This is a genomic window from Streptococcus sp. DTU_2020_1001019_1_SI_AUS_MUR_006 (assembly GCF_032340315.1).
Taxonomy (GTDB): Bacteria; Bacillota; Bacilli; order Lactobacillales; family Streptococcaceae; genus Streptococcus.
In genome coordinates, this window is record NZ_CP135436.1 from 673,931 (window position 1) to 691,784 (window position 17,854).

General features: G+C 39.2%; 14 protein-coding genes and 1 pseudogene. All 15 read left to right on the forward strand.

The features are described from left to right. Positions 1 to 9 precede the first annotated feature (9 nt). The 15 genes and pseudogenes from RRU92_RS03460 to RRU92_RS03530 all read left to right on the forward strand — a co-directional run bounded on the left by RRU92_RS03460 (position 10) and on the right by RRU92_RS03530 (position 17,262). On the forward strand, positions 10 to 711 hold the full coding sequence (locus RRU92_RS03460) for a histidine phosphatase family protein (protein WP_315640440.1): 702 nt from the start codon (positions 10 to 12) through the stop codon (positions 709 to 711). Positions 712 to 900: 189 nt separating this feature from the next. Beyond that, complete coding sequence (locus RRU92_RS03465; RefSeq protein ID WP_315640441.1) at positions 901 to 2,607, forward strand: ABC transporter ATP-binding protein; 1,707 nt, start codon at positions 901 to 903, stop codon at positions 2,605 to 2,607. Position 2,608: 1 nt separating this feature from the next. After that, a complete protein-coding gene (locus tag RRU92_RS03470) occupies positions 2,609 to 4,375 on the forward strand; it encodes an ABC transporter ATP-binding protein (protein WP_311522999.1) in 1,767 nt (588 codons plus the stop codon). 287 nt (positions 4,376 to 4,662) lie between these two features. Then, positions 4,663 to 5,352, forward strand: a complete 690-nt coding sequence (locus tag RRU92_RS03475) for a gamma-glutamyl-gamma-aminobutyrate hydrolase family protein (RefSeq protein ID WP_153225705.1) — start codon at positions 4,663 to 4,665, stop codon at positions 5,350 to 5,352. A 171-nt stretch (positions 5,353 to 5,523) separates the two neighbouring features. After that, positions 5,524 to 6,873, forward strand: a complete 1,350-nt coding sequence (locus RRU92_RS03480) for a glucose-6-phosphate isomerase (RefSeq protein ID WP_000018239.1) — start codon at positions 5,524 to 5,526, stop codon at positions 6,871 to 6,873. A 183-nt stretch (positions 6,874 to 7,056) separates the two neighbouring features. Continuing rightward, positions 7,057 to 7,857: an SDR family oxidoreductase gene (locus tag RRU92_RS03485; RefSeq protein WP_001000838.1), complete on the forward strand. Its 801-nt coding sequence runs from the start codon at positions 7,057 to 7,059 to the stop codon at positions 7,855 to 7,857. A gap of 62 nt (positions 7,858 to 7,919) precedes the next feature. After that, on the forward strand, positions 7,920 to 9,746 hold the full coding sequence (locus tag RRU92_RS03490) for a BglG family transcription antiterminator (RefSeq protein WP_315640901.1): 1,827 nt from the start codon (positions 7,920 to 7,922) through the stop codon (positions 9,744 to 9,746). Beyond that, positions 9,746 to 10,243: a transcriptional regulator GutM gene (locus RRU92_RS03495; RefSeq protein WP_001086645.1), complete on the forward strand. Its 498-nt coding sequence runs from the start codon at positions 9,746 to 9,748 to the stop codon at positions 10,241 to 10,243. Before RRU92_RS03490 ends, RRU92_RS03495 begins: the two co-directional genes overlap by 1 nt. Further along, entirely contained in the window at positions 10,240 to 10,785 is a 546-nt protein-coding gene (locus tag RRU92_RS03500) for a PTS glucitol/sorbitol transporter subunit IIC (RefSeq protein WP_001015684.1), read from the forward strand. The genes RRU92_RS03495 and RRU92_RS03500 overlap by 4 nt, the downstream gene beginning before the upstream one ends. Positions 10,786 to 10,798: 13 nt before the next feature. Beyond that, positions 10,799 to 11,779 (forward strand): PTS glucitol/sorbitol transporter subunit IIB, encoded by a 981-nt coding sequence (locus RRU92_RS03505; protein WP_000120696.1) that lies wholly within the window; start codon positions 10,799 to 10,801, stop codon positions 11,777 to 11,779. A gap of 100 nt (positions 11,780 to 11,879) precedes the next feature. Beyond that, entirely contained in the window at positions 11,880 to 12,251 is a 372-nt protein-coding gene (locus tag RRU92_RS03510; RefSeq protein ID WP_033585537.1) for a PTS glucitol/sorbitol transporter subunit IIA, read from the forward strand. Between the two features lie 196 nt (positions 12,252 to 12,447). Further along, positions 12,448 to 12,924 (forward strand): annotated as a pseudogene (gene pgi / locus RRU92_RS03515) (glucose-6-phosphate isomerase); the annotation flags it as partial. Positions 12,925 to 13,054: 130 nt separating this feature from the next. Continuing rightward, complete coding sequence (gltX, locus tag RRU92_RS03520) at positions 13,055 to 14,515, forward strand: glutamate--tRNA ligase (protein ID WP_315640446.1); 1,461 nt, start codon at positions 13,055 to 13,057, stop codon at positions 14,513 to 14,515. A gap of 694 nt (positions 14,516 to 15,209) precedes the next feature. Beyond that, complete coding sequence (locus tag RRU92_RS03525) at positions 15,210 to 16,424, forward strand: pyridoxal phosphate-dependent aminotransferase (RefSeq protein ID WP_045762715.1); 1,215 nt, start codon at positions 15,210 to 15,212, stop codon at positions 16,422 to 16,424. Positions 16,425 to 16,677: 253 nt separating this feature from the next. Next, positions 16,678 to 17,262, forward strand: coding sequence for a DUF2625 family protein (locus RRU92_RS03530; protein WP_315640449.1), 585 nt, complete (start codon positions 16,678 to 16,680; stop codon positions 17,260 to 17,262). Positions 17,263 to 17,854 lie beyond the last annotated feature (592 nt).

Here is a 17,854-nt window from a genome sequence, read left to right on the forward strand (position 1 = left end):
GGACGGAAAATGGCAAGTGTAAAATTGTATCTAGTGCGTCATGGGAAAACAATGTTTAATACGATTGGGCGTGCTCAAGGCTGGAGTGATACTCCCCTAACAGCTGAGGGAGAGCGAGGTATTCATGAATTGGGAATTGGCCTGCGTGAGTCTGGCTTAAAGTTTGAGCGTGCTTACTCGAGTGACTCAGGGCGGACCATTCAGACTATGGGAATTATCCTTGAGGAACTTGGTTTAACAGGGCAAATTCCTTATCGTATGGATAAGAGAATCCGTGAGTGGTGCTTTGGTAGCTTTGATGGTGCTTATGATGGGGACCTATTTATGGGCATCATTCCTCGTATCTTTAATGTCGATCATGTGCATCGTTTGTCCTATGCGGAACTAGCTGAAGGCTTGGTAGAAGTGGATACTGCAGGCTGGGCTGAAGGCTGGGAAAAACTAAGTGATCGCATCTGGGAAGGTTTTGAAGCCATTGCCAAGGAAATGGAAGCCAATGGTGGAGGAAGTGCTCTCGTTGTCAGTCATGGAATGACAATTGGAACTATTGTTTACCTCATTAACGGCATGCATCCACATGGTCTGGATAACGGAAGTGTGACGATTCTAGAGTACGAAGATGGTCAGTTCTCAGTCAAGATTGTTGGGGACCGTAGCTACCGTGAAATTGGACGAGCTCAATTAGACGAGCAAGCTAGTTCAGAACAATAAAATTCAGCACTAAATTTAGAAGAATTTTTAAAGGATTGATAGAATGCTAATGTCGTGCTTGCATAAGCTTGCGAGAGCTGAGTGCTTTGACAATAGCATTCTTTTTTGTTAGAATAGCATCAACATGAAAGCATAAGAAGGGACTGACAGAGTTGTCGTTCCCTTTTATCTATCTTAGAAGGGGGAAATATGCTGTTTCAGAAAATAAAAACTTATAAATGGCAGGCACTGGCTTCCTTGGTCATGACAGGATTAATGGTAACGAGTTCACTCTTGCAACCACGTTATTTGCAGGAAGTTTTAGAGGCACTGCTAACAGGTGATAACGAAGCTATTTATCATATTGGTTTTTGGTTAATCCTTGTTGCCTTGATTGGTTTGATTGCAGGTGGCATCAATGTTGTGTTAGCCGCCTACATTGCTCAAGGAGTTTCGTCAGACTTACGGGAGGATGCCTTTCGTAAGATTCAAACTTTTTCATACGCTAATATTGAGGAATTTAACGCAGGGAATCTTGTTGTTCGTATGACCAATGACATCAACCAGATTCAAAACGTAGTCATGATGACCTTCCAAATTCTCTTTCGACTACCACTTTTGTTTATCGGTTCCTTTATTCTAGCAGTTGTCACCCTACCTTCTCTATGGTGGGTGCTAGTTCTCATGGTCGTTCTGATTGTTGTCATAATGGGTTTTATGATGGGAGTGGTGGGACCACGCTTTTCAAAGTTCCAGACCTTACTAGAGCGTATCAATGCCATTGCTAAAGAAAATTTGCGTGGTGTGCGCGTGGTTAAGTCTTTTGTAAGAGAAAAAGATCAGTTTGATAAGTTTACGCAGGTGTCAGATGAATTATTGGGAGAAAACCTTTATATTGGTTATGCCTTTTCTGTTATGCAACCTGCAATGATGTTGATTTCGTATGGGGCTGTTTTTCTCTCAATTTGGCTTGTAGCAGGTATGGCAGAGTCAGATCCATCAGTCGTTGGTTCCATTGCTTCCTTTGTGAACTATCTGAGTCAGATTATCTTTACCATCGTCATGGTTGGATTTTTGGGGAATTCAGTTACTCGTGCCATGATTTCCTTCCGTCGTATTCGTGAAATCCTGGATACAGAACCGGCTATGACCTTCAAGGATGTGGAAGATGAAGAATTGGAAGGAAGTCTCAGTTTTGAAAATGTGACCTTCACCTATCCAAATGATGAAGAACCTATCCTAAAAGATGTATCCTTTGATATCGCAGCTGGTGAGATGGTTGGGGTTGTTGGAGCAACTGGTGCAGGGAAATCAACCTTGGCTCAGTTGATTCCACGACTGTTTGATCCTCAGCAAGGTTCAATCAAAATTGGCGGAAAGGACATTCGTACAGTTAGTGAAGGGACACTTCGCAAAACAGTTTCTATCGTTTTACAGAGAGCCATTCTTTTTAGTGGAACCATTGCAGATAACCTCAGACAAGGAAAGGGAGATGCGACAGTTTCAGAAATGGAACGCGCAGCTCGCATCGCCCAGGCCAGTGAATTTATTAGTCGTATGGACTTGGCCTTTGAAAGTCCAGTTGAGGAACGTGGGACCAACTTTTCTGGTGGTCAAAAACAAAGAATGTCCATTGCGCGTGGGATTGTCAGCAATCCTAAAATCTTGATATTTGATGATTCTACTTCAGCACTGGATGCCAAGTCAGAGCGCTTGGTTCAAGAAGCTCTCAACAAGGATTTGAAGGGGACGACTACGATTATCATAGCGCAAAAAATTAGCTCTGTTGTTCATGCTGATAAAATTTTAGTGCTTGACCAAGGGCGCTTGATTGGTCAAGGCAAGCATGCTGACTTGGTTGCAAAAAACCCAGTTTATCGTGAAATTTACGAAACGCAAAAAGGAAAGGAGGAGTAGGATGAAGACATTTGAATTTTTTTGGAACTATTTTAAAGTTTACAAGATATCCTTTATCGTTGTCATTGCTATGATTATCATTGCAACGATTGCACAAGCCCTCTTTCCAGTTTTTGCAGGTCAAACAGTCACAGAGCTGGCTAATTTGGTTATAGCCTATCAAAATGGAAATCCAGATATGGTTTGGCAAAGTCTATTGGGACTCCTGATTAATCTTGCTTATATTTTGATAGTTTTAGTAGTGTCTAGTCTCATCTATATGGTCTTGATGAGCCGCATTATTGCGGAATCTACAAATGAGATGCGTAAGGGACTTTTTGGCAAGCTTTCTCGCTTGACAGTTTCCTTCTTTGACCGCCATCAAGATGGAGACATCCTGTCTCGTTTTACCAGTGATTTGGATAATATTCTCCAAGCTTTCAACGAAAGTTTAGTGTCTGTCATGACCAATATTGCCCTTTATATTGGCTTGCTGATTGTCATGTTCGCAAAAAATGTCACCTTGGCTTTAATCACAATTGCCAGCACTCCAATAGCTGTTATCATGTTGTTCTTTATCCTGAAGCTAGCGCGGAAATATACCAACCTCCAACAAAAAGAAGTTGGGAAGCTCAATGCTTATATGGATGAGAGTATCTCTGGACAAAAAGCAGTTATCGTTCAAGGGATCCAAGAAGATGTGATTGCTGGTTTTGTCGAGCAGAATGAACGGGTTCGAAAGGCCACTTTCAAGGGAAGAATGTTCTCAGGAATTCTTTTCCCTGTTATGAACGGGATGAGCTTGGTCAATACAGCAGTAGTTATTTTTGTTGGTTCAGCTGTCTTACTGAATGATAAGAACATCGAGACAGCAACTGCTCTGGGTTTGATTGTCATGTTTACTCAGTTTTCGCAACAGTATTACCAGCCCATTATCCAATTAGCGGCGAGCTGGGGAAGTTTGCAATTGGCCTTTACAGGTGCAGACCGTATCCAAGAAATGTTTGATGCAGAGGAAGAAATTCGTCCTCAAGATGCTCCAGCCTTTAGCGAATTAAAAGAGGGTGTGGAGATTCGTAACGTAGACTTCTCCTATCTCCCAGGGAAACCGATTCTAAAAGATGTCAGCATCTCAGCTCCAAAAGGAAAAATGATTGCAGTTGTTGGTCCGACAGGTTCGGGGAAAACAACCATCATGAACTTAATCAATCGCTTTTATGATGTGGATGCAGGTGGTATCAGCTTTGATGGTAGGGATATTCGCGAGTTTGATTTAGACAGTTTGCGAAGTAAGGTAGGAATAGTCCTACAGGATTCTGTTTTGTTCAGTGGAACTATTCGGGACAATATTCGATTTGGAGTACCAGATGCCAGTCAGGAAATGGTCGAAGCAGCTGCTAAGGCTACGCATATCCATGAATATATCGAAAGTCTACCAGACAAGTATGATACATTGATTGATGATGACCAGAGTGTCTTCTCGACCGGTCAAAAGCAGTTGATTTCTATTGCTCGTACCTTGATGACAGATCCACAGGTCTTAATCTTGGATGAGGCAACATCAAACGTTGATACTGTAACAGAAAGTAAGATTCAAAATGCCATGGAGGCAATTGTAGCTGGAAGAACGAGTTTTGTAATTGCTCACCGCCTGAAAACGATTCTCAATGCCGATCAGATTATTGTCCTTAAGGATGGTGAGGTTATCGAACAAGGAAATCATCACGAATTACTCAAGCTCGGAGGATTTTACTCCGAACTGTACCATAATCAATTTGTCTTTGAATAATACTCTTCGAAAATCTCTTCAAACCACGTCAGCGTCCCCTTGCCGTATATGTGTTACTGACTTCGTCAGTTCTATCCACAACCTCAAAACTGTGTTTTGAGCAACCTGCGGCTAGCTTCTAGTTTGCTCTTTGATTTTCATTGAGTATAAGCAAAAAAGTTGTCCTAATTTTGGGCAACTTTTTCTGATAAAAAAATTTTATCACGGACTTAAAAAATACATATTAGACAGGAGTGGGCAAGGATGATAAGATAAGATTATCAATAGAAAAGGAAAGGAAATCAATGATGGCAAGAACAGTTGTTGGAGTAGCGGCAAACCTATGTCCTGTGGACGCAGAAGGAAAAAATATTCATTCATCAGTCTCTTGTAAATTTGCTGAAAGTATTCGTCAGGTTGGCGGACTTCCTTTGGTCATTCCGGTTGGTGATGAGACACTTGTCCATGACTATGTAGAAATGATTGATAAGCTCATCTTGACTGGGGGACAAAATGTTCATCCTCAGTTTTATGGTGAGGAAAAAACAATTGATAGCGACGACTATAACCTAGCTCGCGACGAGTTTGAGCTAGCTCTTCTACAAGAAGCCTTGCGTCAGAACAAACCAATCTTAGCCATTTGCCGTGGCGTTCAGCTTGTCAACGTTGCTTTTGGTGGGACACTCAATCAGGATATTGAAGGTCATTGGCAAGGTCTACCTTTTGGGACTTCACATTCTATTGAGACAGTGGATGGCAGTGTAGTGTCTAAATTATTTGGTAAAGAAAGTCAGGTTAACTCAGTACATCGTCAGAGTATTAAAGACTTGGCACCCAATTTCCGCGTGACGGCTGTGGATCCACGTGATCAAACTGTTGAAGCAATCGAATCTATCGACGAGCACCGTATTATTGGTCTCCAGTGGCATCCAGAATTTTTGGTCAATGAAGAAGATGGCAACTTAGAATTATTTGAGTATTTATTGAATGAATTATAACGACTGGAAACCTAGTCGTTTTTTTGTCTTATTTCGTTCAAATTTTAATATTGTAACATTTTTTACGCAAATGTTTAAATTATGATAAAATTTGGAAAAATTCAGTATAAAAACTTGAAAAAATCTAAGGTAAGGGTTATGATAGAAGAGAAGAAATTTTGGAGGAATATTATGTCACATATTAAATTTGATTATTCAAAAGTATTAGATAAATTTGTTGCACCACATGAACTAGATTATATGCAGCCTCAAGTGACTGCAGCAGATTCTGCTCTGCGAAATGGTACAGGTCCTGGGGCAGAAATGACTGGCTGGTTGAACTTACCTGAAGAATATGACAAAGATGAATTTGCTCGTATTCAAAAGGCTGCTGCTAAAATCCAATCTGATAGTGAGGTATTGATCGTAATCGGTATTGGTGGTTCCTATTTAGGAGCTCGTGCAGCTATTGATTTCTTGAATAATTCATTTGTAAACTTGCAAAGAAAGGAAGAACGCAAGGCACCTCAGATCCTCTATGCTGGAAACTCTATCTCTTCAAGCTATTTGGCTGATTTGGTAGACTATGTATCAGACAAAGATTTCTCAGTAAACGTGATTTCTAAATCAGGTACAACAACTGAACCGGCTATTGCTTTCCGTGTCTTCAAAGAACTCTTGGTTAAGAAGTACGGTCAAGAAGAAGCTAACCAACGTATCTACGCAACTACAGACCGCGCTAAAGGTGCAGTTAAGGTTGAAGCAGATGCTAATGGCTGGGATACTTTTGTAGTGCCTGATAGTGTAGGTGGTCGTTTTACAGTATTGACAGCAGTGGGGCTCTTGCCAATCGCAGCTGCAGGAGCTGATATCAGCAAGTTAATGGAAGGAGCAAATGCTGCTCGCAAGGCTTATGCTTCTGATAAGTTGGCTGAAAATGAAGCATATCAATATGCAGTTGTACGCAATATCTTGTACCGTAAAGGTTATCTGACAGAAGTTCTAGCTAACTATGAACCATCTCTGCAATACTTCTCTGAGTGGTGGAAGCAACTGGCTGGTGAGTCAGAAGGGAAAGACCAAAAAGGGATTTATCCAACTTCAGCTAACTTCTCAACAGACTTGCACTCTCTGGGACAATTTATCCAGGAAGGTACCCGTATCCTCTTTGAAACAGTTATCCGTGTAGATAAACCTCGCAAAAATGTGCTGATTCCTGAATTGGCAGAAGACTTGGACGGTCTTGGCTACTTGCAAGGAAAAGATGTTGACTTTGTCAATAAAAAAGCTACAGATGGAGTGCTGTTAGCACACACTGATGGTGGAGTTCCAAATATGTTTGTGACACTGCCTGAGCAAGATGAGTTCACTTTGGGCTACACTATTTACTTCTTTGAGTTGGCTATTGCTCTTTCTGGCTACCTGAATGGTATCAATCCATTTGACCAGCCTGGAGTTGAAGCTTATAAGAAAAACATGTTTGCTCTTCTTGGGAAACCAGGCTTTGAAGAGCTGGGTGCTGAGTTGAATGCACGCCTTTGATTCTCATATGCTTTGAGTTCATTTAGAATATAAAAAGATCCACAAGTTCATTTCTTGTGGATTTTTAGTACAAGCCTCTTAATTAGTTTATTATTTTTTTTAAAAGTGTAAAAAAGAGTGTCTTAATTCTTTTATGAAAGCGCTGTATAATTGCCTTGTAAATAAAATTTGAGAGGTATCAAAATGAATGATTGGTTAAACATAAAAGGCAAAACAGTTCTTGTGACTGGCGCGTCATCTGGGATCGGTAAGGCAATCGTTGAAGAATTGCTGGAATTAGGAGTCAATGTAGCGAATTTTGATCTTAGCGACAACGATTTGCGTCACCCGAATCTATTATTTGTAAAAGTTGATGTAACTTCTCGCTCTGAAGTAGAAGAGGGTGTTGCCAAAATAGTTGAAAGATTTGGCAATATTGATGCGGTAGTCAATAATGCAGGGATTAATGTTCCCAGATTATTAATTGATGCAGAAAATCCTAAAGGTCCTTACGAGTTAGACGATGAAACGTTTGAAAAAGTAACAATGATTAATCAAAAAGGTTTGTATTTGGTTAGTCAGGCAGTAGGACGTATTTTAGTGAAAAATAGAAAAGGTGTAATTGTGAACATGGCTTCAGAAGCAGGTTTGGAAGGTTCTGAAGGACAAAGTGCCTATGCTGCAACAAAAGCAGCAGTCTATAGTTACACTCGTTCATGGGCGAAAGAGCTGGGTAAGCATGGTGTACGTGTGGTTGGAATTGCTCCAGGAATTATGGAAGCTACGGGGCTTCGAACTCTTTCTTATGAGGAAGCTCTTGCTTATACCCGTGGAAAGACGGTAGAAGATATTCGAGCTGGTTATGCTTCAACTTCAACAACTCCTTTGGGACGAAGTGGTAAACTACGGGAAGTAGCTGATCTTGTAGCATTCTATATTTCAGATCGTTCTAGCTATATAACTGGAGTCACTACAAATATTGCTGGAGGGAAAACTCGCGGTTAAAAAAATGAAGGTGAGGAAGAGAGTTGACCTTAGTAAATCGATGGTATAACATTTTAGAAAAAATGGTCTCACAGCCAACTTATTCCTTGGTAGATATGCGCTCAGAGCTGGATATTAGTATGCAAACCTTGCAAAAGAGTATCCAACAATTAAATGATGTTTTGGCTCCTAATATCCAGATTATCTCACAAGATGATAAGTTAATGTTAGAAGTGTATGACTATACAGAGTTGGAAAGGATTTTATCTGGTAGTTTAAAACAGGAGAGTGACTTCAATTCTTCCAGTAAAAGAATTGCCTATTTACTAAAACGTTTAATTAAGTCAAACTCCCCTCTTCTTATTGACGACTTGGCTGAGGAAGCAGGTGTTAGTAGAAGTACCCTTAATAAGGATTTAAAACAAGTAAAATCTTTGGCAGAGAGTTACTCTATCACTATTTCAGGAAAGCCCAACCGTGGGCTGGAGGTCTTGGGGGACGAGCTGAATTTGCGCTTGCTCTATATTCACCAAGTGGCCCCTTACTTTGAAGGAAGGACACTCACCGAGGCAACATCTTCTTTTCTGGAGACGCTACTCCAGGAGTATAAAATCCCGAAAGAAACAAAGGAACTCCTTCGAAAGACCATTTCAATTATGGTGGAGCGTATTCATGCATCTAGGGTGTTGAGTTGTCCTATTCCTTACTATAGGAATGATTTAACAGAGACCCCTTTGGTTGAGAAATTAATCTATCATATTGTGATGACTTATAAGATTTCCCTCAGTCAGTTTGAAATAGACTTTTTGTGTTTTCCTTTTAATGTCCGTTTTATTGACACTTTAAGCAAGCCGTCTTATCAATCTGAACAGCTTGCAAACATTTTTCAAGGGATTGTCAAGAAAGTCAAAGAAACAATGTTGGTTAACTTTGATGATGAAGAATTATTTGAAGAAATCAAGTCTCATCTAGGCCCCTTAATCAATCGACTGATTTTCCATGTGCAAGCTAATGATATATTTCATGGCGAGGTTCAAACTCAATATCCTTTTGCTTTTGAAATGGCGAAAATTGCTGGAGAAGAACTATCTGCAATTTTTGGTTCTGAATTGGAATTATCTGAAATCGGATATCTGGCTTTGTATTTTGAAATGATTTTAAGAAAGCAAAACTCTGTTGTAAATGGTTCTCGCAAGCAGATAGCAGTAGTTTGCACAACAGGAAGAGGAACTGCTGCGATGATTATTCAGCAACTCAGACGAATCCTTGGAAATGATGTAGACATTACTCAGTATTCTGAAGAGGATTTTAATCTGGATTTGAATCAGGACTATTTCGCGATTTTTACGACAGTTCCTCTAAAATATAAAGATTCTAAATCTCCAGTCATTCAAGTTAATCATCTTTTTGATGATCAATGGCTGCGGGAAGAATGGCAGAGGGCCAATGCTTTTCATCAAAAAAATCTAGAAACAGTCAGCTTACGTTTTCTTCGGTTGAGTCCCCAAAAAACCTATCAGCAATACTTGCTAAATATGGTTGCAGAGTTAGAGAAACTTCAGATGATTGATGAAGGTTTTAGAAATCGGATAATTGATAGGGAGAAAAAACAATCAACCATTTTTGGTGGAGGAATTGCCTTCCCCCATACAATTAACCAGGGTTATGCAAAGACTATTTTAATGTTTGGAAAGCTAGAAGAGCCTTATCAAAAAGGAGATGATTGGATTGAATTTATCTTTCTAGTCGCCATTCCCTCAGAAATTGAAAGCAAAATGGAGAGTGAATTGCTGGAATTGTATGACGATATTTTTCGAATTGCAGGAGAGCCTTCTCTAAAAGAAGCTTTGAGGGCTGTAGAAACAGAGACAGAGTTTCTATCATTTTCTAAGAGCAAAGGAGTATTTTAATGAATTCGCTAATAATTTTCGCTGTATTTGTCATGGCAGCTTATATATTTCAAATGTTCCTCGGCTGGCAGCAACTCAAAGACTTCAATAAGACCTATACGATGCTCCGAAGACTGGGGCGCGTAGCGATTGGCAGGAAGTCCGGAAGAATCAAATCCGGTACGATTGTCATGTTCGCGGTTGATGAAAACGGTCGGGTTCTTAAAGCTAGCAAAATGCAAGGAGTCACAATCTTAGCACGTTTTCAAAATATGGACGATTATGTTGGAGAAGACATCCATTATTTTGACAAGTATAATCCTCTTGTGAGAAAAGAAAATAAGTTGATGCAATCAGCCATAGAAGATGCTAGAAAAGTCTATCTTTGGCATGAGGCAGGTATTGAGAAAGAGACAAGTTCATCTGATTCTTTTCTGGGATTCGGCTTTTATGCGAATTACTTACAATTATCTATTAAACAGTTATTTAAAAAAAATAAGAAAGGGAGTTCCTTATGAATCACATTACAAATTTTGCAGAGAGTTTTATGAAACTCTTCCAATTAGGTGGAGAAACCTTTATTAGCTGGATGACAAATATTGTACCGCTTGTCTTAATGCTATTGATTGCAATGAATACCCTTATCGCTTTCTTGGGAGAAGAGAAGGTCAATTCCCTGGCTAAGATTTCTGCCAAAAATCCTGTTAGCCGGTATATGATTTTACCTTTCATTTCAGCCTTTATGCTGGGGAATCCGATGGCAATCAGTATGGGACGTTTCTTACCAGAATATTATAAACCTAGTTTTGTAGCAGCTCAGATGCAGTTCTGCCATACTTCAAATGGTGTATTTCCGCATATCAATCCTGGGGAATTGTTTGTATGGATGGGAATTGCAACAGGAATTCAAACTTTAGGTTTAAGTCAAATGGACTTAGCCATTCGTTACATGCTTGTTGGGCTTGTCATGAACTTTGTAGGCGGTTGGGTGACCGATTTTACAACTGCTTATGTAGCAAAACAGCAAGGTGTTACCTTGAGTAAAACATTTGATTTATAGAAAGAGTGAAATTATGTCATATAAGAGTATAAAAGTTGTTAAAGGAAATGGCGGTTTCGGAGGACCTTTGGTCATTACACCTAGTGAAGCTAAGCATAAATTCATCTATATTACTGGTGGCGGAGAAAAGCCAGATATTGTAGATAAAATTGCTGATTTGACCGGTATGGAAGCTGTTAATGGGTTTAAAACTTCTATCCCAGATGAGGAAATTGCTTTAGCAATCGTGGATTGTGGCGGTACTCTTCGCTGTGGTATTTATCCTAAAAAGGGAATCCCTACAATAAATATTGTCGCTACAGGGAAAAGTGGGCCTCTAGCTCAATATATAACCGAGGAAATCTATGTGTCAGCAGTTGGCCTTAATCAAATTTCTGCTGCTAATGAAGACGAAAAAGCGACAACTGTGGTAACTGAAAAGCCAACTTACGATACTAGTAAAAAAATTACAGAGCAAAAAGCTGAAACAAGTATTGTAGCACGAATTGGGATGGGGGCTGGTAAGGTCGTTGCAACTTTCAACCAGGCTGCTCGTGAAGCCATCCAAACAATGCTCAATACAATAATTCCTTTCATGGCCTTTGTTTCCTTGCTGATTGGGGTTATTCAAGGATCTGGTGTTGGAAATTGGCTGGCAAAATTAATGGTTCCCCTAGCGGGGAACATCTGGGGACTCGTTTTAATTGGCTTTATCTGTTCCTTACCATTCCTATCTCCTTTGTTAGGTCCCGGAGCTGTTATTAGTCAGATTATTGGAACTTTAATTGGAGTCGAAATCGGAAAAGGGACTATTCCGCCCCAAATGGCTCTGCCAGCTTTATTTGCTATCAACACTCAAAACGGTTGTGATTTCATTCCTGTAGCACTCGGCCTATCTGAAGCCAAGGCTGAAACAGTTGAGGTTGGTGTCCCTTCGGTACTTTATTCACGCTTTCTCAATGGTGTTCCGCGGGTGCTAGTTGCTTGGATAGCTAGTATTGGTCTTTATCAGTAGACCTTTGATAGACGCATGTAAACAGAGTAGCTATATTATGTTAAACTTATCTATAAGCCTAAGTTTATGACAAATTAGAGAAAGTATGAATAGAAATCAGATGAAGAAAATTTTTGAAACTAAAGTAATTCAAGTAGGGTCTGAAGCTCAGAATATGATTCAAGATGCCAATATGCTCATTTTATTTGGAGAAGAAGCACCGGAAGATTTATCAGAGTATTGTTTTAAGATTGATAATAAAAATCTGCTAGGTTCAATACTAGAAGGTGGCAAGCTGGTGGTAGATAATCAGGAATATTCGATTAGTTCCGTAGGAAATGTAGTAGAAAAAAATTTAACTGGACTGGGACATATCACGATTTCTTTTGATGGTTCAAAAGAGGGGAGCCTTCCTGGTACACTCCATGTTGTAGCAGATCAAGCGGTAGTAATTGATAAAGATTCTACCATTCAGATTTTTGAAACTGCTTAACCATAATAAAATTTCAAATCAAGCAATTTAGAAAAATAAAAGTCTAAAAAATTGATTCAGAGCCTGGACAAAAAGTCCAGGCTTCTGGGTCTAAATTAGAAAAAATAGATGACGCAGTGGTTGATTGGCAAGTCAATCAAACTAGCCAGTCAGTGCAAGGGAATTTCCAGCAAATGCATCCACAAGGGGTGCTTGAACAGAAGGGAAAGACCAAAAAGGTATTTACCCAACTTCAGCTAACTTCTCAACAGACTTGCACTCATTGGGTCAATTTATCCAAGAAGGAACTCGTATCATGTTTGAAACCGTTGTCCGTGTTGACAAACCACGTAAGAACGTGATCATTCCTACTTTGGAAGAAGACCTTGACGGACTTGGTTACCTTCAAGGAAAAGACGTTGACTTTGTAAACAAAAAAGCGACTGATGGTGTTCTTCTTGCCCACACTGACGGTGACGTACCAAACATGTACGTGACTCTTCCTGAGCAAGATGCTTTCACTCTTGGCTACACTATCTACTTCTTCGAATTGGCTATCGCCCTTTCAGGTTACTTGAATGCTATCAACCCATTTGACCAACCAGGTGTTGAAGCTTACAAACGTAACATGTTTGCCCTTCTTGGTAAACCAGGATTTGAAGAATTGAGCAAAGAACTCAACGCTCGTCTATAATAGAGCTGAAAAGAGTGGTTTTACCACTCTTTTTGCTTTTTCTTGAAAAGAGAAATTGGACTCTGGCACGACTTGTGATATAATATAGAGAGCAAAAAGGCAGACGCCTAGAGACTATATAGGAGAAGATATGTCAAAAGATATTCGTGTGCGTTATGCACCAAGTCCAACAGGACTACTACACATCGGAAATGCCCGTACAGCATTGTTTAACTACTTGTATGCACGCCACCATGGTGGAACTTTTATCATCCGTATCGAGGATACTGACCGCAAGCGTCACGTCGAAGACGGAGAACGTTCGCAGCTTGAAAACCTTCGTTGGTTGGGCATGGATTGGGATGAAAGTCCAGAGACTCATGAAAACTACCGCCAATCAGAGCGTTTGGAACTCTATCAAAAATATATCGACCAATTGCTTGCTGAAGGGAAAGCCTACAAATCTTACGTCACTGAAGAAGAGTTGGCAGCTGAACGTGAACGCCAAGAAGCAGCTGGTGAAACACCTCGTTACATTAACGAATACCTTGGTATGAGCGAGGAAGAAAAAGCAGCTTATGTTGCAGAACGTGAAGCCGCAGGTATTATCCCAACTGTTCGTTTGGCAGTTAATGAGTCTGGTATCTATAAGTGGCATGATATGGTCAAAGGTGATATCGAATTTGAAGGTGGCAATATCGGTGGGGACTGGGTTATCCAAAAGAAAGATGGCTACCCAACTTACAACTTTGCCGTTGTGATCGATGACCACGATATGCAAATTTCTCATGTTATTCGTGGAGATGACCACATTGCTAATACACCAAAACAACTTATGGTTTATGAGGCACTTGGTTGGGAAGCTCCAGAGTTCGGTCATATGACCTTGATCATCAACTCTGAAACTGGTAAGAAGTTGTCTAAACGTGACACCAACACCCTTCAGTTCATCGAAGATTATCGTAAGAAAGGCTACCTGCCAGAAGCAGTCTTTAACTTTATCGCTCTTCTTGGCTGGAACCCTGGTGGAGAAGACGAGATCTTCTCTCGTGAAGAACTCATTAAGCTCTTTGATGAAAACCGCCTCAGCAAGTCTCCAGCAGCCTTCGACCAGAAGAAAATGGACTGGATGAGCAATGAGTACATTAAGAATGCGGACCTTGAGACTATCTTTGAAATGGCTAAGCTATTCCTCGAAAAAGCAGGACGTTTGACAGACAAGGCTAAAAAATTGGTGGAACTCTACAAACCACAAATGAAGTCAGTTGACGAAATCGTTCCATTGACAGACCTTTTCTTCTCAGACTTCCCAGAATTGACAGAAGCTGAACGAGAAGTCATGGCTGGTGAAACAGTGCCAACGGTACTTGAAGCCTTCAAAGCCAAGCTTGAAGCTATGTCAGATGACGAGTTTGTGGTAGAAAATATCTTCCCACAAATCAAAGCAGTCCAAAAAGAAACAGGTATCAAAGGGAAGAATCTCTTCATGCCAATCCGTATCGCTGTTTCAGGTGAGATGCATGGTCCTGAATTGCCAGATACCATCTACTTGCTTGGACGTGAAAAATCAATCCAACACATTGAAAAAATGTTGGCTGAAATTGCGAAATAATCTGGCGAAATTAAATTTCGTTCTAGATATTTGTAGAAGTAAAAACTGAGAGAATCACATGGTTCTCTCTTTTCTATTGCCAAAGCAGAATCATATTTAATTAATACTCTTCGAAAATCTCTTCAAACCACGTCAGCTTTATCTGCAACCTCAAAGCCGTGCTTTGAGCAACCTGCGGCTAGCTTCCTAGTTTGCTCTTTGATTTTCATTGAGTATAAATTTTTAAGTGACGCTTTAAAAAGAGTTCTTTTTATATGTACTTATTTGAAAATGCAAAAGTTTTAGTGTATAATACTAAGTGACAGGGCAAGGGAAAGAAGTCAGTGATATGGTAAAATTCTTTACAAACAGACTCGAATTAGCCCAGACATCGTCTATGTTGTTTGTTGAGTCGACTTATTTTTTCTTTGCGTTTTGCTGGACACAGGAAGAAATTCATGAGTTCATGCAACTATCATCCATAACGATGCCTTCGTTTTCGATTCGAAGTTTATATGCGAGACTTTAGATTTAGATGTATGTCTTACTAGAGGTGCATATTTTTCTCTTTCTTCTCCCAAAAATAGAAAGAAATCGACCTTGCTCTGTTTACCTTGCGTTAAGCAAGGTTTTTTTGTGGAATAGTAGTGGGCGATTTACGATTTTTCTATCAAGTGGTATAATATTAACTATCCTGATGAATTGAGGAACTCAAATGAAAGAATTTAACAAATCAATCAAATTAGAGCATGTGGCTTATGATATTCGTGGACCAGTTCTTGAGGAAGCCATGCGTATGCGAGCAAATGGAGAAAAAATCCTCCGTTTGAATACAGGGAACCCAGCTGAGTTTGGTTTTACCGCACCAGATGAGGTTATCCATGATTTGATTATGAATGCGCGTGATAGTGAAGGTTATTCAGATTCAAAAGGTATCTTTTCAGCCCGCAAAGCTATTATGCAGTACTGTCAGCTCAAAAAATTCCCAAATGTAGGTATTGATGATATCTATCTTGGAAATGGTGTTAGTGAGCTAATTGTTATGTCCATGCAAGGTCTCTTGGACAATGGCGATGAAGTCTTGGTTCCAATGCCTGACTACCCACTTTGGACAGCTGCAGTTAGCTTGGCTGGAGGAAATGCCGTTCATTACGTCTGTGATGAAGAAGCTGAATGGTATCCAGACCTAGATGACATTAAGTCTAAGATTAGTTCAAATACTAAGGCTATCGTTTTAATCAATCCAAATAATCCAACGGGAGCCCTCTATCCCAAAGAACTCTTGTTAGATATTATTGAGATTGCTCGTCAAAATGACTTGATTATCTTTGCAGATGAAATCTACGACCGTATGGTTATGGATGGCAATGTCCACACACCAGTAGCTAGTTTGGCTCCAGACCTTTTCTGTGTTAGCATGAATGGTCTGTCTAAATCGCACCGTATCGCTGGTTTCCGTGTGGGTTGGATGGTCTTGTCTGGACCTAAACATCATGTAAAGGGCTATATTGAAGGTCTCAACATGCTTTCAAACATGCGCCTTTGTTCCAACGTCTTGGCTCAACAGGTTGTTCAAACTTCACTCGGTGGTCACCAATCGGTGGACGAATTGCTCTTGCCAGGTGGTCGTATCTACGAGCAAAGAAATTTCATTTATAATGCCATTCAAGATATTCCTGGTTTGTCAGCGGTTAAACCTAAAGCGGGTCTTTATATCTTCCCTAAAATTGATCGCAATATGTATCGTATCGATGATGATGAACAGTTTGTTCTTGATTTCTTGAAGCAAGAAAAAGTACTTTTGGTTCACGGACGAGGCTTTAACTGGAAAGAGCCAGATCACTTCCGTATCGTTTATCTGCCACGTGTAGATGAGTTAGCCCAAATCCAAGAAAAGATGACCCGTTTCTTGAAGCAGTATCGTAGATAAGAACGATCTAGGTTTCGAGTACAATCAGCAAATTTTATCTCAGAGAAATCAAATGTTTTGATGATTTTAACATTGTTTCTCTGAGTTTTTTCATGTTTTTAAAAAATGTATTGATTATCTGCAATATCCTGAGAAGTTTGAATCTGTTGATTTAGATAATGAAGTATCTGCGATTGAGCTTCTTTAATGTTGTGCATATAAATAAAAATGAAGCAAGAGTGAAAAATTGAATGGGATAGGGTAGACGAATAAAATGTTAACTACGAAAAAGATTATTGCAGAATTTGATAAAAGTTCTAATGATATTAAATTCCTTGAATTTAACAAAAAACTAACGGATAGTATAGAAAGACCACAAGAACTGAAGTTTATCTTAGAACATTTTTCTTATGTAACTGTGAATGGTTATTTAAAAATCTTGGGGAATGATTCAGAGAATGGATTCAGCTACTGTAATGAATTGTTTTCAAAATGTTATAACTCGAGTCGTTGTTTGATAGCTTATGATATCTTGGGTGGTCTATTTGCAATAAATATTGAAAAATTAAATGCAATAGAATATTTCGCTCCCGATACATTAGAATGGGAGGATTTGGAGATAGATTATAAGGACTTTTTATTTTGGGTGACGACAAATCAGTTAGACACATTTTATCAAGAACTGATAGTACCAGATTTGTTCACATTAGATTTATCGCTTGAATCAAATGAAGTTGTTTTGACCTATCCTTTTATTTGGTCAATGGAGTACACTCCATCAGGTGCAGATAGAAAAATAGTTCCCTTTAAAGAATTGTTAGAAATGAATGCTGATTTTTATAGACAGTTAAGGATGTGATAAATAAAGGGTACAATGCATGAAAAAGATATTTGAAATTAGTACATACAGTAAAATAGTATTAAATGGGAAATAATCATTAATGTAAACTGTTATTATTAAAGGCTTCCAAAGCAAAAAGCTTTTTTGTATAAATGTGTATTACGAATGTGTGACTGATAGACAAACATTAAAATATATGATAAACAAAAATAGAAAAAAATTAAAAGGAGAATTCTTATGTCAGCAATTTCATCAGTGGGCCTCACCTATTGCTTGACAAAAGAAGAAGGCAAATAGTGTAGATAACAAGTCTCACAATGAAATGAGGTCGGGCAAAAAGTCTTTAAAATAAAAGAAAAGCATATTATTAGATGTTTAAAAACCGTGATTTAACGCGATTCTTGAATTTTAAAATTTCGATGTATTGCAATAAAAATTAACCGAAAAACTACATTCTTTGTGAAATAAATTAGATGTTCGGATATATAGAGAAACGCTCTAGACAATATGACTAGAGCGTTTTTGTGTTGTTTTAAGAACGCATATAAATTTTAGTAACTTGTTATTTATTTTATCAATGTACATTTGGCAGAAAAAAAGAACACAGGAC

Excerpts from the sequence above, each read along its gene's own strand:
- RRU92_RS03460 (WP_315640440.1), top strand. The coding sequence starts at position 10 with ATGGCAAGTGTAAAATTGTATCTAGTGCGTCATGGGAAAACAATGTTT.
- RRU92_RS03465 (WP_315640441.1), top strand. The coding sequence starts at position 901 with ATGCTGTTTCAGAAAATAAAAACTTATAAATGGCAGGCACTGGCTTCC.
- RRU92_RS03470 (WP_311522999.1), top strand. The coding sequence starts at position 2,609 with ATGAAGACATTTGAATTTTTTTGGAACTATTTTAAAGTTTACAAGATA.
- RRU92_RS03475 (WP_153225705.1), top strand. The coding sequence starts at position 4,663 with ATGGCAAGAACAGTTGTTGGAGTAGCGGCAAACCTATGTCCTGTGGAC.
- RRU92_RS03480 (WP_000018239.1), top strand. The coding sequence starts at position 5,524 with ATGTCACATATTAAATTTGATTATTCAAAAGTATTAGATAAATTTGTT.
- RRU92_RS03485 (WP_001000838.1), top strand. The coding sequence starts at position 7,057 with ATGAATGATTGGTTAAACATAAAAGGCAAAACAGTTCTTGTGACTGGC.
- RRU92_RS03490 (WP_315640901.1), top strand. The coding sequence starts at position 7,920 with ATGGTCTCACAGCCAACTTATTCCTTGGTAGATATGCGCTCAGAGCTG.
- RRU92_RS03495 (WP_001086645.1), top strand. The coding sequence starts at position 9,746 with ATGAATTCGCTAATAATTTTCGCTGTATTTGTCATGGCAGCTTATATA.
- RRU92_RS03500 (WP_001015684.1), top strand. The coding sequence starts at position 10,240 with ATGAATCACATTACAAATTTTGCAGAGAGTTTTATGAAACTCTTCCAA.
- RRU92_RS03505 (WP_000120696.1), top strand. The coding sequence starts at position 10,799 with ATGTCATATAAGAGTATAAAAGTTGTTAAAGGAAATGGCGGTTTCGGA.
- RRU92_RS03510 (WP_033585537.1), top strand. The coding sequence starts at position 11,880 with ATGAAGAAAATTTTTGAAACTAAAGTAATTCAAGTAGGGTCTGAAGCT.
- gltX (WP_315640446.1), top strand. The coding sequence starts at position 13,055 with ATGTCAAAAGATATTCGTGTGCGTTATGCACCAAGTCCAACAGGACTA.
- RRU92_RS03525 (WP_045762715.1), top strand. The coding sequence starts at position 15,210 with ATGAAAGAATTTAACAAATCAATCAAATTAGAGCATGTGGCTTATGAT.
- RRU92_RS03530 (WP_315640449.1), top strand. The coding sequence starts at position 16,678 with ATGTTAACTACGAAAAAGATTATTGCAGAATTTGATAAAAGTTCTAAT.